13 protein-coding genes are annotated in these 15,651 nt (G+C 64.1%); 5 read left to right on the forward strand and 8 right to left on the reverse strand.

Going from position 1 to position 15,651, the window contains the following annotated elements:
* The 5 genes from Hhyl2_RS17360 to Hhyl2_RS17380 form a co-directional block, all read right to left on the reverse strand.
* The coding region (locus Hhyl2_RS17360) for a metal ABC transporter permease (RefSeq protein ID WP_483552048.1) at nucleotides 1-490 on the reverse strand (490 nt) is incomplete at its 3' end.
* Complete coding sequence (locus Hhyl2_RS17365; protein ID WP_483552049.1) at nucleotides 490-1,275, reverse strand: metal ABC transporter ATP-binding protein; 786 nt, start codon at nucleotides 1,273-1,275, stop codon at nucleotides 490-492. The genes Hhyl2_RS17360 and Hhyl2_RS17365, both read right to left, overlap by 1 nt.
* Nucleotides 1,272-2,336, reverse strand: a complete 1,065-nt coding sequence (locus Hhyl2_RS17370) for a metal ABC transporter substrate-binding protein (RefSeq protein ID WP_483552424.1) — start codon at nucleotides 2,334-2,336, stop codon at nucleotides 1,272-1,274. Before Hhyl2_RS17370 ends, Hhyl2_RS17365 begins: the two co-directional genes overlap by 4 nt.
* A gap of 333 nt (nucleotides 2,337-2,669) precedes the next feature.
* Nucleotides 2,670-4,955 (reverse strand): nitric-oxide reductase large subunit, encoded by a 2,286-nt coding sequence (locus Hhyl2_RS17375; protein ID WP_483552050.1) that lies wholly within the window; start codon nucleotides 4,953-4,955, stop codon nucleotides 2,670-2,672.
* 258 nt (nucleotides 4,956-5,213) lie between these two features.
* Complete coding sequence (locus Hhyl2_RS17380) at nucleotides 5,214-5,423, reverse strand: hypothetical protein (RefSeq protein WP_483552051.1); 210 nt, start codon at nucleotides 5,421-5,423, stop codon at nucleotides 5,214-5,216.
* Nucleotides 5,424-5,551: 128 nt separating this feature from the next.
* Here Hhyl2_RS17380 and Hhyl2_RS17385 point away from each other — a divergent pair, with 128 nt between their 5' ends.
* Genes Hhyl2_RS17385 through Hhyl2_RS17395 form a run of 3 tightly spaced genes read left to right on the forward strand, consistent with a single transcriptional unit; the run spans nucleotide 5,552 to nucleotide 9,758 of the window.
* Entirely contained in the window at nucleotides 5,552-6,385 is an 834-nt protein-coding gene (locus Hhyl2_RS17385; RefSeq protein ID WP_483552052.1) for an aldo/keto reductase, read from the forward strand.
* 59 nt (nucleotides 6,386-6,444) lie between these two features.
* Nucleotides 6,445-7,899 carry an ATPase domain-containing protein gene (locus tag Hhyl2_RS17390; protein ID WP_483552053.1) on the forward strand — a complete coding sequence of 485 codons (1,455 nt, stop codon included), beginning with the start codon at nucleotides 6,445-6,447 and terminating at the stop codon, nucleotides 7,897-7,899.
* A complete protein-coding gene (locus Hhyl2_RS17395; RefSeq protein ID WP_483552054.1) occupies nucleotides 7,899-9,758 on the forward strand; it encodes a PAS domain S-box protein in 1,860 nt (619 codons plus the stop codon). Before Hhyl2_RS17390 ends, Hhyl2_RS17395 begins: the two co-directional genes overlap by 1 nt.
* A 32-nt stretch (nucleotides 9,759-9,790) precedes the next feature.
* On the opposite strand, the gene Hhyl2_RS17400 is transcribed toward Hhyl2_RS17395, so the two are convergent.
* A complete protein-coding gene (locus Hhyl2_RS17400) occupies nucleotides 9,791-10,249 on the reverse strand; it encodes a hypothetical protein (protein WP_483552055.1) in 459 nt (152 codons plus the stop codon).
* Between the two features lie 100 nt (nucleotides 10,250-10,349).
* Nucleotides 10,350-10,895, reverse strand: coding sequence for a VIT1/CCC1 transporter family protein (locus Hhyl2_RS17405; protein WP_483552056.1), 546 nt, complete (start codon nucleotides 10,893-10,895; stop codon nucleotides 10,350-10,352).
* 210 nt (nucleotides 10,896-11,105) lie between these two features.
* Between Hhyl2_RS17405 and Hhyl2_RS17410 the strand changes: the two genes are divergently transcribed.
* Nucleotides 11,106-13,661, forward strand: coding sequence for a heavy metal translocating P-type ATPase (locus tag Hhyl2_RS17410; protein WP_483552057.1), 2,556 nt, complete (start codon nucleotides 11,106-11,108; stop codon nucleotides 13,659-13,661).
* A 96-nt stretch (nucleotides 13,662-13,757) separates the two neighbouring features.
* On the forward strand, nucleotides 13,758-14,537 hold the full coding sequence (locus Hhyl2_RS17415) for an SDR family oxidoreductase (RefSeq protein WP_483552058.1): 780 nt from the start codon (nucleotides 13,758-13,760) through the stop codon (nucleotides 14,535-14,537).
* On the opposite strand, the gene Hhyl2_RS17420 is transcribed toward Hhyl2_RS17415, so the two are convergent.
* Nucleotides 14,499-15,617, reverse strand: a complete 1,119-nt coding sequence (locus Hhyl2_RS17420) for an ATP-binding protein (protein ID WP_483552059.1) — start codon at nucleotides 15,615-15,617, stop codon at nucleotides 14,499-14,501. The two genes, Hhyl2_RS17415 and Hhyl2_RS17420, sit on opposite strands and share 39 nt — an antisense overlap.
* Nucleotides 15,618-15,651 lie beyond the last annotated feature (34 nt).

Raw genomic sequence — 15,651 nt, forward strand, 5'->3', positions numbered from 1 at the left:
ACTGGTTGACGCCGACGGCCAGTCCACCGGCGTTGATACTGATCAGCGTCGTCCCGAGTGCGAAACCCGTCGAGAGCACGATGGCCATCGACACGTCGTTGTAGGCGTCGGTGACCTCCGAGATGAGTTCGATGAGCAGCGCTGCGAGCATCGCCACGACGACGGCAGTCAGGTACGGCGAGACGCCGAGGTCGATGACGGCGTTGAGGAACAACCCGACTGCGACCCCGGCGAAGGCGGTGTGGGCGAGCGCGTCACCGATGAGCGCGAGCTGTCGATGGACGAGGAAGGTCCCGATGAGTGGTGCCATCACGCCGATACAGAGCCCGACCAGGATGGCCCGGTGCATGAACTGGTACTGCAGCAGTTCCAGGCCGGTCACACGCCCGACGACGAACATGAGTTCCGACCACTGGGCCAGCAGCCAGTACAGCGGCGCGAACACAGGATCCAGGGGACTGGCTAGGAGGATGACGAACGCAGCGACCATCACCCATCACCCAGGAAGTTGGCTGCCGTCCCGAACGCGCGAGCGAGCGCGTCGCTGTCGACGAACTCAGACGTCGGTCCGTCGAAGTATATCTCCCGGTTGAGACAGACGACGCGGTCGGCGTGTTCGACGACAGCGCCCAGATCGTGTTCGATGAGGAGGACGGTGATCCCCTCGTCGTTGAGCGATTCGAGCAGTTCGTAGAAGGCCGCGACGGATTCGACGTCGACACCGACGGTCGGCTCGTCGAGGACCAGGAGGTCGGCCTCGCTGGCCAGTGCCCGCGCGATGAACGCACGCTGGCGCTGCCCCCCGGAGAGTTCGGTGACGCGGCGGTTCGCGAAATCGGCCATGCCGACTGTCTCTAGAGCCATGTCCACGATGGTCCAGTCCTTCCGCGACAGCAACCCGAACCCGACGTGAGGGAACCGCCCCATCTTGACGACCTCTCTGACTGTGATCGGCATCTCCTTGGCGGCGCTGGCGTGCTGGGCGACATACCCGATCCGAGAGCCGTCGTCGAACCTGTGTGCCGGCTCGTCGAACAGTCGGACGGTCCCCGAGTCGGGCCGGAGCAATCCGAGCAGCAGCTGCATCAGCGTGGACTTCCCGGAGCCGTTGGGGCCGACAATGGCGACGTACTCGCCGGCCTCGATGGAGAGGGAGATATCCTCGACGACCGGCGTGGCCGTGTAGCCGAAAGCGACGTCCGCGACGTCGATCACCGTCTCGCCGCTGCCGCGGTCGGTCGGTGCCGGTTCCTCGAGGGCCTCCTGGCTGCTCATTCAAAGTTCCTCCACTCCTCGGCCCAGCCGTCGTAGCCGGCCTCCGACGGGGGTTTGTTGCCGAGCACGACCTCGAACGTGGGCATGTTGATGTTGTAGGCGATCTCCTCGTAGCCCCAGTTGTTCTCGACCCAGTCCTCACGGACGCCCGCGTACGGCGTGACGGGGAAGTAGGCCTCGACCTGCGTCTCGGCGACGAGTTGCTCGGCGGGTCGCCGGGACTCGAAGACGCCGTTGCCGATGTACCTGATATCGTTCTCGTCGATGACGTTCTTCGCCTCCGTGATGTCAGAGGGTTTCACGTCGCCACTCGCTGCGAGGTTCACGACGAGCGGGCGCATCGTCACGTCGTACCGCAGTCCGATGTACTGGAAGGCGTTGTGTGCGGCCAGCTGGACGACATCCCGGTCGGCGGCGTCGAAGATTGCCTGGTAGTCCTCGTCGATCCGCTGGAGTGTGTCTTGCTTGTACGACTCCGCGTTCTCCCTGAGCGTGGACTCGTGATCCGGTGCGAGGTCGACGAATCCCTCGGTGATGTTGTCGACCGAGATCTTCGCGCGCTGTGGATCCAGCCAGAAGTGTGGGTCCTTGCCGCGGTCCTGCCCGACTCCTTCCTCCTCCGGGTCCAGTGTGGCAGCGAGGTCGGCCAGTTCGACGCCCGCACGGACGTTGATCAGGTCGGTGTCGACGTCGTCGTCTTTTAGCGTCTGGATCGCGCGGTCGGCCCACGGCTGGAACTCCGGCCCGACGTGGACGAACGCGTCAGCCTCGATGATATCTTTCGTGATGCTGGCGTTCGGTTCCCAGCCGTGGCCGTGCAGCCCAGTCGGAACCAGATTCTCGACAGTGATCGGCGTGTCACGGGCGATCTCGCGGCCGAAGTCGTAGAAGCTGAAGAACGACGCGACAGCAACAGGGCCGTCGTCCGAGCCGTCTGAGCCGCCGGTCCCGCCGTCCGTCGCCGTACCCGTCAAACAGCCAGCCAAACCGACGCCCGCGAGTGCCCCGGTTACGCCGAGGAATCGTCTTCGAGAATAGGATCGACGATCCGAGTCCTGCATCGTTTGGTTCGTCATTACCTGAACGTTGAAGGGACGAACTATTAAATAGTATTGGTCTAACTGCTGGATTAGACTAGTCTAATTCGGGCGCGCCCCGAGATGTTCTCCCGTACAGACAGTCGCGGGGCTCCCGATATCAAATCGCCATATTTACGGTAATTTGAATTCTGTCTCCGACGAATTTATATTCCATGAGAGTGGATTGAAAGGATGGGGGGAGGGTGGCTAGCCCAACTCTTGCAGCGGACGTCTGTCGTCCCCAGCAGTGGGACTCCGTATAACTCTCGTCAGTTCTTCTGCCGACTCGACCACAGAAACAGCGGTAGGGCGGACTCAATCGTCGCTCAGCACGCCCTCTGCGACCGCGACGTCGTCGATACCGGGATCGTCGGCCGATTCCCGCAGGACGAACCGTTTTCTGACGATATCGGCCGCGTAGATGACCGTCCCCAGGATGATGAGCGTATCACCCGGGAGTCGGGCCCAGAACAGCGTCTGGACGATCGGTTGGTTGTAGAACGCCAGGCTGCGTGCAGCGTCGTAACTGCCGGTGAAGGCGGCCTCCAGCTGGAGGAAGCCGACCGGTAGGACGGAGACGAACACCATCAGTGCGAGGCCGACGTTCCAGCACCAGAAGGCGGCTCGTAGCCAGGAGCCGTCCCAGCGGCTCGGCTCGATGGACAGCTGGAGCATGTAGGTGACCATCCCCAGCGCCAGGAAGCCGAAGGCGCCGAACATCGCCGCGTGGGCGTGGCCGACGGTAAGGTAGGTCCCGTGTTCGTAGTAGTTGATCAGCGGAAGGTTGATGAAAAAGCCGAGCACGCCCGCGCCGACGAAGTTCCAGACCCCGCTGGCGACGATGAACATGAACGGGAGTTTGTACGGGAACCCGCCGGTCTCTGACATCGCGCGGTACTGGCCCAGCGCCTCGTAGAGGATGAAGACCAGCGGGATCAGCTCCAGCGTGGAGAAGACGCTCCCGATGGGCACCCACATGTCGGGCATCCCGACCCACCAGTAGTGGTGGGAGACGCCGATGACGCCGGTGCTCATCACGAGCAGCGCCTGGAGCATGACCGCCTTCTCCGCGCTGCGGCGGGAGAGGAGGTTCATCGACACCAGGGTGAGCCCGACGATGGCGACGATGAAGAACTCGAAGGCGCCCTCGACCCACATGTGGACCACCCACCAGCGCCAGAACTCGGTGACGGCGATGTTGGTCGTCGGGGTGAAGAGGAATCCGGCGGTGAACAGTAGCGCGATGGAGCCACCGGCGTAGAGGATCATGTGTCCAAGGCCGTACACCGGCTCGCTGTCGAGCATCGGCTTGAGTCCGCGGATGGACAGGAGCGCCCAGATACCGAAGCCGGCGAGCAGGCCGACCTGCCAGACCTTGCCGACTTCGAGATACTCCAGGCCCTCGTTGCCGACGAGCCACCAGAGCTGGCCGTCGAAGTAGCCGTGCGCACCGAGCCAGATACCGCCGAGGCCGCCGACGGTGACGACGACGATGGCGGCCAGCAGGCCGTCGATGTAGGTGGACTGCCGCTTCGGTTCGTGGCCGGTCAACAGCGGCGGGAGGAACAGTCCGGCACCGAGCCAGGTGGCAGCGATCCAGAGGATCCCCAGGTCGATGTGCCAGGTCTTGGCCATCGCGAAGGGAAGGAGCTGGAGGATATGGACGCCGAACACCTCCTCGATGCCGAAGAACCCGGCGCGCTCGATGTAGAAGTGCGCGAGCAGGCCGCCCAGGAACACTTGTGCCAGGAACAACCCTGCCGCGACGGGGATGAACCGCAGGGCTGCCCGCTGGCTCGGGAACACCTCGACGTCACCTGGTTCGGGGACGGAGATACCCTCCGCGGACGGTTCGGGGAGCCTGATCGACTTGTAGAGCCAGATGCCGAAGCCGGCCGCACCGACGAGCAGGATCATCGCGATGACGCTCCAGGTCATCGCCGCCGCGGTGGCGTCGTTGCCCGCGCCGGGTGCGTAGGGCCACTCGTTCGTGTAGGAGTGGTCCCCGTCGGGGCGGTCGGTGTGGGAGAACCACGCGGTCCACAGCGCGAAATCGGCGAAGTCACGCGCCGCCTCCTCGGAGTCGATCATGTCCACAGGGACGCCGCGCTCGTGGCTCCCCTCGTGGTATCGCTCGACGTACTCCTCGCGGACCTGCTCGTGGGCGAACAGCTCTGCGGCGGAGTACTGGATGTTGCCGCCGTCGTACTGGTCGTCGAGGTCCTCCTTGACGACCTCCGTGACGGCGGCCTGTTCACCGCTCGGGAGCGCGCTGTAGTCGTCGCCGTAGCGCTCCTGTGCGTAGTACTGCCGCATGTACTGGGTCTTCAAGTCGAGCGTGTCGGCGGTGTAGTCGGCGCCGTAGTACGCGCCGTTGCCCAGGATCGACCCGTGGTTCATCAGCCCGTCCTTCTGGAACGCCTTCTTGCCGTCCCGGATCTGTTGGTCGGTGACGACGGTCTCCCCGTCGGGACCGACGATCTTCTCCGGGATCGGGGGTGCTTCCTGATAGGCGAACCAGGCGCCTGCCCCCATGACGACGAGATTGAACACGAAGGCGACCGCGATGAGCTTCGCGATGGTCTTGCGTTGAACTTCCATACAGTCGGGGGTTCGCCCTTCACCGAACAAAAGGGGAAACAGGGTTCTCAGTGGCCGGGTGGGGCCACGAACATGTTCGCAGCCGGAAGGCGGGACTGGAGTTCCTGTCCATTCAGCGATCGTTGACCGACTGTAGCAGGAACGCTGTCCTATAGTAGCCATTGAAAGTCAATGCACACCCGATCGCACGACGGCAGTGCGATCGGTGTGTAAATCGTTTCAATTGTTACTATAGCGAAAGATGAGTGGCCGGAGCGATCAGGATCGTCCGATAGTGGAGGCCGTATCCCGGAACCGCGTTCTCACACCTGTGATTCCAGTGTACGCGACGTGACACAGGACCAGGAGACCGACAGCGATCACCAGCAGACCGATCGGCGAGGTCGTCAGGGCGAACAACAGCGTCCCGACGGCGAGATCGACGGCCGCGAGAGCGAGAGGGCGGAGGGCGTGGAGGGCGCTCGTCATCGTAGTTCCAGCTACACGACACACGGTCCTAAAGGCACCTGTAGCTAAAAGAACGACTGAGCGACCGTGACGTACGATGACAGGCGACTCGCCGTCAGGTTCTCCTTCCCGGCGGCCTAGCGTCCGCTATGGACCACGTCGAAGCCGGCGGGGCGACGATTCCGTCGCTCGGACTCGGGACCTGGCAGATGGACGGAGCGACGTGCCGCCAGGCCGTCGAGACGGCGCTGGATCTGGGCTACAGACACGTCGACACGGCCGAATATTACGACAACGAGCGGTCGGTCGGACGGGCCATCGCGAACTCGCCGGTCGACCGGGACGAGGTGTTCCTGACGACGAAGGTCTGGCGCTCGAATCTCCGGGCCGACGACGTCCGCGAGGCAGCACGGGCGAGTCTGGATCGACTGGACGTCGACTACGTCGATCTGTTGCTCATCCACTGGCCCCATCCCAGAATCCCCGTCGATGAGACGCTCGGCGCGATGGCAGATCTGCGCGAGGCGGGGCTCGTACGCCATCTGGGCGTGAGCAACTTCACGCAGGCGCAACTGGCCGACGCACAGACGGCCGTCGATGCCCCTATCGTGACCGACCAGGTCGAGTATCACCCGTTCAAAGACCAGAGAGCGCTCCAGCGATACTGCGTCCAGGAGGAGATCGCCCTGACCGCGTACAGTCCGCTGGCCCGCGGTGACGTGCTCGGGAACGAGACGCTCGAAGCGATCGGCGAGCGACACGACAGGAGTGCACCCCAGGTGGCACTCAGATGGCTGCTCCAGCAGGACCAGGTCGTCGCCATCCCGAAATCGACGAGTCGTGACCACCTCGAACAGAACCTGGCCGTCTTCGATTTCGAGTTGGCCGGCGAGGAGATGGCGCGGATCCACGACCTGACCGGTGGTGTGCGGCGGCGACTCCAGAACGCACTCCCCACTCTGTTTCGGTCGTTCCCACTCTGAGCAGCAGGACCTATCATATTTGTGAGTGGATTTATAACAGTCAGGGTCCTTGGTGTCCCATGGTAGAACCGGACCCCGCCGACCGCGTTGCATCCGGGACGCCCGGATTGGACGACGTGTTACACGGTGGTTTCGTGCGAGGACAGACGACTGTGGTGAACGGGGGGCCGGGGACGGGGAAGACTGTACTCGCGTTACAGTTCCTGGCGGCCGGTGAGAGTGGGCTCTACGTCGGGTTCGAGGAGCGCGCCGAAGACCTGCGCCACAACGCGTCGCTCCTCGGAATCGATCTGGCAGACGTGGCCATCCTGGATCTGAGTGAGGACGGATCGCGCTTTTTCACCGACCAGACGTACTCGGTGCTGTCCCCCGACGAGGCCGAGGGAGACGATCTCATCGGGGAGATCGCGGACGCGATCGACCGCGAATCGCCGTCCCGCCTCGTGGTCGATCCGCTGACCGAACTGCGGGCCCTGTTGCCCGACGAGTACCAGTTCCGGCGCCACATCTCCTCGCTCGTCAACGCGCTCAAAGAGCGTGACGTGACGACGCTCTGTACTGCACAGACCACGAGCGAGATGGAGGAGCGGGACATCCAGTTCCTCGGTGACGCAGCGATCGAGATCCGACGGACGACCGACCACAGGAGTCTCGAAGTGACGAAGTTCCGCGGGTCCGACTACGCCGCCGGACGCCATACCTACCGGATCGGGTCAGGGACCGGCGGTCACGTCTACCCCAAACTGGTGCCGGGCGACCACAGTCGGCAGCGCGACCGGGAACAACTCTCGTCGGGAATCGACACAATCGACCAGTTGCTGGGCGGTGGGATCGAACGCGGCTCCGTGACGGTGATCTCGGGGCCCTCCGGGGTCGGGAAATCGACGCTCTCGTCGGTCTTCCTCCGATCCGCTGCCCAGCGGGGCGAACACACCGAGGCGTTCCTCTTCGAGGAGATGGCGTCCGATTACCGCTATCGCGCGACCGAACTGGGCCTGGGGATCGAGGAGTTGGTGTCGGACGGAATCGTACGGTTGACCGAGGTCGAATCGCTCACGCAGAGTCCAGACGAGTTCGCAGAGAGCGTGCGGATCGCCGTCGAGGAGCGCGACGTCGAGATGGTGGTCATCGACGGCATCTCCGGCTATCGACTCGGACTCAGGGGCGACGATTCCCAGACCCAACTGACCCGCGAACTGCACGCCCTGTGTCGGTATCTGAAACGCATGGGTGTCACAGTGCTTCTGGTCGACGAGGTGACGAACGTGACCGGCGATCTGACGGCGACGGACGAACAGATCAGCTATCTGGCCGACAACATCGTATTCCTCCGGTACGTGGAGATAGACAGCGAGGTCCGGAAAGTGATCGGCGTACTGAAGAAGCGCTACGGTGACTTCGAGCGGTCCATCCGTGAACTCCGCATCGGTACCGACGGAATCAGTGTGGGACCGCCCATGACGGGATACAGCGGCGTCCTGACGGGCGTGCCGGAACGGAACGATGGTGCGTGATGACAGGGGACCGCTCGTCGGACGGCTCCACGAGCGGTGAGCAGACGGCGGGCGCAATTCCGCTACCGTCTGCCGAAGCAACCACCGTAACACTGGGCTTCCCCGCCGGTCGGAACCGGGAGCTGCTGGTCGAGACGCTGTCTGCGTACCAGATCGAGCTATTGGACGACCCAGTTCCGGCCGGGACGGATATCTGTGTCGTCAGCGCGGACCAGTTCGAGGAACATCGAGAGGCACTTCGAGCGTGGAAAGAGCGTGAACAGCCGGCCATGGCGCCGGTATTGCTGCTCGTGACCGAGGAGATACCCGACCCCTGGTCACGCTACAGTGAGGCACTTGGCCACACACTGGACAGTATCCAGACGGTCCCGGCGTCGAAACGCGAGATCGTCGCCACCGTCGATGGACTGGTCGCGGTCCGCCAGCACTCGCTGATCGCCGCGAAACGCTGGGAGCGACTCGAACTGTACAGCCGCGCGATGGATAACGCAACCATCGGTATCAGCATCGCCGACGCACAGGCCGAGGACCGCCCACTCATCTACGTGAACCAGGGCTTCATCGATCTGACCGGCTATTCACTGCCGGAGGTACTCGACCGGAACTGTCGGTTCCTCCAGGGAGCGGAGACCGACGAGGCGACCGTAGCGCGGATCAGATCGGCGTTGGACAGCGAGGAGCCAGTCTCGGTGGTTATCCGCAACTACACGAAAGCCGGCGAGCCGTTCTGGAACCAACTGGATATCGTCCCCGTGTACGACGCTGACGGGACCGTGACACACTTCCTGGGCTTCCAGCAGGACGTGACCGAACGGCGGGAACGCCAGCAACTCCTCGAACAGTACGAACACGTCTTCGAGTCCGTCAGCGATCCGATCGCTGTCCTCGACCCGCAGACGACCGTCCTGCACGCCAACAGCGCCGCTGTAGGAGTTTTCGGCCCGCAGGTGGACGGCCCCGACCCAGTCACACTGACTGGTCTGTTGCCAGCGGAGGCCGCTGCCATCGTCCGGCGAGCATGTCGAATTGTTGTTGAGACTGGGCGCTCGCTGGAACGAGAGCTGACTATCGAGGACACGTCCGGGAAACAACGGACGTTCCAGGTCAAGTTCGAACGCGAAACCGTCTCGGACGCCGAAGCTGACCGAGTCATCGCAATCGCCCGTGATATCTCCGCGATCAGGTCACAGCAGGGCCGGCTCTCGGTCCTCGACAGAGTCCTGCGCCACAACCTCAGGAACAAACTGACGGTGATCGGCGGTCGCGCGGAGTACATCGCGAGCCGGTCGGCGGACCTCGACCCGGAGAGGATAGCGGAGACAGCAGCGGGCATCGAATCAGCCTCGGAGGAGCTGCTCGACATCGTCCAGGCGATCAGACAGTTCCATGTCGGGACCGACGTCGATCAGGCCGGACTGCTGATCGACGTCGCGACACTCGTCCGCTCTGCCGTCGCGGACTTCGAGCAAACCTTCGACAGCGTGGCATTCGAGATCGAGACACCCGACGCTGCGGAGGCAGTCTGTCCGACACAGCTCGAGCTGTGTCTACAACAGCTCGTCGAGTACGCGATCGACCGAGCGGACGACAGTGAGACCGACATCGGGGTCACGGTGATCGATACGGACACAGCATCGACAGTCGATATCGAGGTCACGTTACGCGGCGTCGAGTTCACACAGATGGAACGTCTGGCCCTCGCCGAGGGAAGCGAGAGCCAACTGGAACACACCCAGGGGATCAGACTCTGGTTGGTCAAGTGGGCTGTCGAGACCGTCGGCGGTCAGTTGCGGGTCGAGAACGACGACGGGGATGCCAGAGTGACGATCAGACTCCAGCGCACGCGGGACGAGAACTGAGAGCGGTGTCGGCCTGTCCCTGGCCGTGGGATTCAGTCACCGAGAGGGGAGCCATCGCGTCGTCGCATGGAATCAGTCCCCCAGCGAACGAGGACACCGAAGAGGTAGGGGACTGCGCCGACGATGAGAGCCGACACCCCGAACCAGACCAGGCCATCGGGACGAACGAGGTAGGTCAATCGTGCTGGTAGCGGCCGGGACGGGAATCCCAGGAGCGCGTGGTCGATGTGGAATCCCCAGATGGCAGCGAACATGACCAGCCAGCCCAGGATGGCGCCGCCGCGAAGAAATCCAACCGTCGCAGTCGCCACTGCACCGACCGCGACCGCGGCGTACGGGATCCAGATGACGCCACCGGTCTGCGCGAACACGCCACTGGCGTACCCGGCGAACGTAGTCAGCGAGACCAGAGCCATGGCACCGAGCCAGATCACGGGCAACGCAGTCGACCGCTCGGTACCGAGGAGGGCACTCCGAAGTGCGGGGGACATACCAGCCAGTCCGTTCACTGTATCCTTAATTATTCTGTACAGTGAAACGATCACTTTTGATACCAATCGAGCCCCAGGAGGGAACAGTCCACGAGGGCTGTCAGGCCAGCCCCTGGAGCAGATTGCCGACGGCGAAGGCGACCGCGGCAGCCGCCATCCCCACGACGAACATCTCAGTGCCATTCACGTACCAGTTCCGTGACGTAACGAGACTCCGGCTCGCACCTACAAGGAAGAAGGTCAGCCCCGTCACTCCGACCGACCAGCCGAACAGCGGCTTCACCCCCAGCAGATACGGGGCAAGTGGCGCCCACCCCGCGACGACGAACGCTAAAAACGTCACCGCCGCCGTCCGGACCGGGGACTTGCCGCCGTCGGCGTCACCGGTGTCGGGACCGTTGTCGACCGACTGTCGGTAATCCAGCTCCGACTGTCTGCTCAGATAGTTGCTCATCCCCATCGAGAAACCGTCGGCCAGCAGGTTCGCGACGCCGAGGATGATCACGATAGCGGGATCCAGTGCAGCGCCCGCGACACCGGAGACGACGGCGAAGGTGGTCACGATGCCGTCGTTCGCGCCGTAGATGACTTCCGCGAGGTACCGTCCCGAGGATTCGACGTCGTCGCCCAGGAGCGTAGCGAGCATCTCCCAGGTCCTACGCCACCCTGCGGCAACAAGATTGCGTCCAGACCCAGGGCCGCTCCGTCGGACCGACTGATCGCAAGAGCGACTTCAGGGAGGGGGCTGGACTCGCCCATTTTAATAATTTTCCCACAAATATTTATTAGTATGTTCTATAGTGCGGCGAATTTGTAACAGCTGGTTTAATAACTTCTCGTGGCCTAGGGTCAGGTAATGACGACAGCGGACCACGAGGACGAGCGTGTGCCCCCGGACAGCGAGGGCCCCGGAGCGGCTACAGCGCCGTCGGTGGTGGAGTACGACGTCCCAGAGATGGACTGCCCCTCCTGTGCCGAGAAAGTCGAGGGAAGTATCTCGTCCCTCGACGGCATCGAATCGGTGACGCCGACGGTGACAGCCGGTACGGTAACTGTCACGTTCGATCCCGAGAGAACGACAGCAGCGGCCATCAGCGACCGGATCGAGAAGGCAGGCTACGAGGTACGCGGTACCGACGTGGCCGACCTGACCCTGGACGTGCCCGCGATGGACTGTGCCTCCTGTGCCGGGAAGGTCGAGAACGCCCTCGCCCGCGTCGACGGTGTCCACCAGTTCGAGACCAGTCCGACCACGGGCACGGTGTCGATCACCTACGACCCGGAGCAGACGAGTCCGGACGCTATCGTGGCGGCCGTCGAACGGGCTGGCTACGAGGTCGAGGGACGGCGGGGTGTCGACGATGCCGATGCGGGTGCCGAGAGCGACCAGTCACTCTGGTGGAGTCCCAGGGCTCGCAAGACATGGGCGAGCGGTGCGGTGCTGGCCGTCGGGCTCCTGCTGGAGTTCTTCCTGCCGGCGTTGAACACCACGGTCGGGACGGTCCTGGGCAGCGAACTCCATCTGGCGGACCTGTTGTTCCTCGTCGCGGTCGCCGTCGGCGGCCAGGAGATCCTCCGGAACGGCTACTACTCCGCTCGGAACACGAATCTGGACATCGATCTCCTGATGTCCATCGCCATCCTGGGTGCGCTGACCGCCAGCCTGGTCTTCGGCGAGGCGCTGTACTTCGAGGCCGCGACGCTCGCGTTCCTGTTCTCCGTCGCGGAGTTGCTGGAACGGTACTCGATGGACCAGGCACGCAACTCGCTCAAGGAGTTGATGGAACTCTCGCCCGACGAGGCGACGGTCGAACGTGACGGCACCACGGAGACGCTCGCGGTGTCGGAGATCGGCGTCGGCGAGGTCGTCGTCGTCAAACCGGGCGAGAAGATCCCGATGGACGGCACCGTCGTCGAGGGGGAGAGTGCTGTCAACCAGGCACCGATCACGGGCGAGAGCGTGCCTGTCGACAAGACAACGGGCGACGAGGTCTACGCCGGGACGATCAACGAGGGGGGCTACCTCGAAGTCGAGGTCACCGCCGCGGCGAGCGACAACACACTCGCACGTATCGCGGACATGGTCGAGCAGGCACAGGGGAACAAGACCGACCGCGAGCAGTTCGTCGAGCGGTTCTCGGCGTACTACACCCCTGTCGTGGTCGCCTTCGCCGTCCTCGTGACGGCCGCCAGTCCGGCGGTCCTGGGAGTGTCGCTGTCGACCGCCGTCGTCTACGGCCTGACCCTGCTCGTGCTCGCCTGTCCCTGTGCGTTCGTCATCTCGACGCCGGTCTCGGTCGTCTCGGGGATCACGAGCGCCGCCAGGAACGGCGTCCTCATCAAGGGCGGCAACCACCTGGAGACGATGGGTGGTGTCGACGTGGTCGCGTTCGACAAGACCGGGACGCTCACGAAGGGTGAACTCACCGTCACGGACGTCGTCCCCCTCGGCGGGAACAGCGAGGCGGACGTGCTCCGCTGTGCCCGCGGGCTGGAGAAACGCAGCGAACACCCAATCGGTGAGGCAATCGTCGCCGAAGCGGGCAGACGCGAGGTCCCCGACCGGGACGTCCAGGAGTTCGAGAGCATCACGGGCAAGGGCGTCCGTGCCGAACTGGACGGCACCCCCCACTTCGCCGGGAAGCCGGGGCTGTTCGAGGAGCTGGAGTTCGACCTCTCGCACGTCCACGCGACCACCGACGGCGGCGTCGTCACGCGGACCGCCAAGGAACTGTGCGAGCGCCACAACTGTCTCGACCTCCTCTCGGAGACGGTCCCACAGCTCCAGGCCGAAGGCAAGACAGTCGTCCTGGTCGGCACCGAAGACGAACTGGAGGGAGTCATCGCCGTGGCCGACGAGGTGCGCCCCGAGGCCGAGCGCGCGATCGCCCGGCTACGCGAACTCGGCGTCGAGCGGACGGTGATGCTGACCGGCGACAACGAGCGCACCGCCGCTGCCATCGCCGACCAGGTCGGCGTCGACGACTACCGGGCCGAGTTGCTCCCCGACGAGAAGGTCGCGGCGATCCAGGAACTGGTCGACGACGGCAACGACGTCGCGATGGTCGGTGACGGCATCAACGACGCCCCCGCCCTGGCGACGGCGACCGTCGGCGTGGCGATGGGTGCTGCCGGCACCGACACCGCGCTGGAGACCGCCGACATCGCACTGATGGGCGACGACCTCGCCAGACTGCCGTACCTCTACGAACTGGCTCACGACGCCAACGGCGTCATCAGACAGAATATCGTGGCGAGCCTGCTCGTCAAGGCCGGCCTCGCGGTCGCCGTCCCCTTCGGGTTCGTTCCGATCTGGCTGGCCGTCCTGGCCGGTGACGCCGGGATGACGACCGCAGTCACCGGCAACGCGATGCGGCTCTCCCGGATTCGGCCCGACACCGAATCCGGGTGAGCTACTCCCGTTGGTAACTGTATCAACGACAGAGCCGACTCCTCCTTCCCGCAGATTGATATTCTAGCCCAGCCCACATGAGTGTGGTGTGTACAGATGACACTACTCGAAGACCGCGTCGCGGTCGTCACCGGCGGGAGTTCAGGTATCGGTCGAGGTATCGCCATGGATTTCGCCGACCACGGCGCGAAAGCGGTTGTGATCGCCGACGTCCAGGAGGAACCCAAGGAAGGCGGAACGCCGACACACGAACAGATCGAATCAGAGACAGAGACGGCCGCGACCTTCGTCGACTGTGACGTCTCGAACCGCGCGGACCTCCAGGCGGCCGTCGACGCGGCCGACGAGTTCGGCGGTGTCTCCGTGATGGTCAACAACGCCGGAATCTGGCACGCCGAGGAGTTCCTCGACGTCGAGGAAGACGAGTACGACCGGATGATGGATATCAACCTCAAGGGCGCCTACTTCGGCTCCCAGATCGCTGCCGAGCGGATGCTGGACAACGGTGGTGGCACCATCATCAACATCTCCAGTATCGCCGGCCTCTTCGGCAACGGGAACTGGCCCACCTACGCGGCTTCGAAAGGCGGGCTCACGATGTTGACGTACTCGCTCGCGCACAAGCTCGGCGGCGACGGGATCCGCGTCAATGCCATCCATCCCGGAGGCATCGAGACGATGATCGGCGGCGAAGGGGAGACAGACCCCGAAGCCGCACAGGCACAGGCCGAGGCGTTCATGGAGATGGTACCTCTGGACCGGTACGGCCAGCCGTCGGACATCGGCGGTGCCGCAGTGTTCCTCGCGAGTGATCTCGCCAGTTACGTGACCGGCGAGTCACTGGTCGTCGACGGCGGCTGGACGAGCTGGCGCTAGCGTCGAGGGGTCGTCCTCGTCGGCCCGTGGCAGTTTCACAGCGATGGTCGTCCCGTCGGTGTCCGCGTCCTCGTGGCGGACCGAACCGCCGTACTGGGAGACGAGTGTCGCGACCAACGACAGCCCCCCTGTCGCGGATGCCTCCTCGTGTGCAGTCAGGAACTCGGACGCAGTCTCCTCGGGGAGCCCCGGCCCGTTGTCTGAGACGCGGATGACGACCGACTCGTCGTGTGTCGTCACGGAGACGGTCACTTGCGGATCGCTCGCATCGTTGTGTTCGACGGCGTTCTCCAGCAGATTGTCGACGACCGAGCGAAGACCGGCGTTGGCAGCGACCGGCGCCGATTCAGGGAGGACAGTCGTGACCGTGACGGCGAACGCATCGTCGAACTGTCCCGCCAGGTCCGAGACCAGTGGTACCACGTCGACCCGTTCCAGGCCAGGGTCGCGCAACAGCGTGTCGGCCACCGCACGCGTGGTCTCGATACGGGTGAGTGCCTCTGTCGATTTCTCTCGAATCACGTCCGGGTCGGCTGTCTCGCGCTGGCTCGACTCCCCGTCGGCGAGTAGCTCCGCGTGGCCGTGGATGACGTTCAGATCGTTCCGGAGGTCGTGTCTGATGAGTTCGTTGACGAATCCCAGGGCGTTCCGCGCAGCGGTCGCCCGTCGGGCACTGGCCCGGGCGCGAGCGTTATAATAGCCCGCGAGGAAGCCGGCGATGCCACCGGCTTCGGCGGCAATGAGCATCGAGAAGGCCGGTTCGGAGACGATCCGTCCCTCGACTATCCGCAGGAGCAGCGTCGCACTGATGACCGCGACGAAGAGGACGACACCCGAGAAACACCAGACACAGACAGTCCATCGCTCGGGGTGGGAGAGATCAGTGTCCGAGAGCCAATATCCGGCGTAGATCAGTCCCACCGCCCCCGGGACGTCGAGAGCGAGTGCCGCGATCGGGCCGATAGCAGTCTCCAGAACGAGTAGTTCCGTGGCGTGGTGGACCACGGCAGCGACGAACAGTACCACTCCGATCCCGGCGATCAGAACGACAGCATTGGACCGGAGTCGACTGGAAGGCATGTTTCAGCACAAAAGTCAATCCTGTTTAGAATTT

The organism is Haloarcula sp. H-hyl2, from assembly GCF_056934385.1.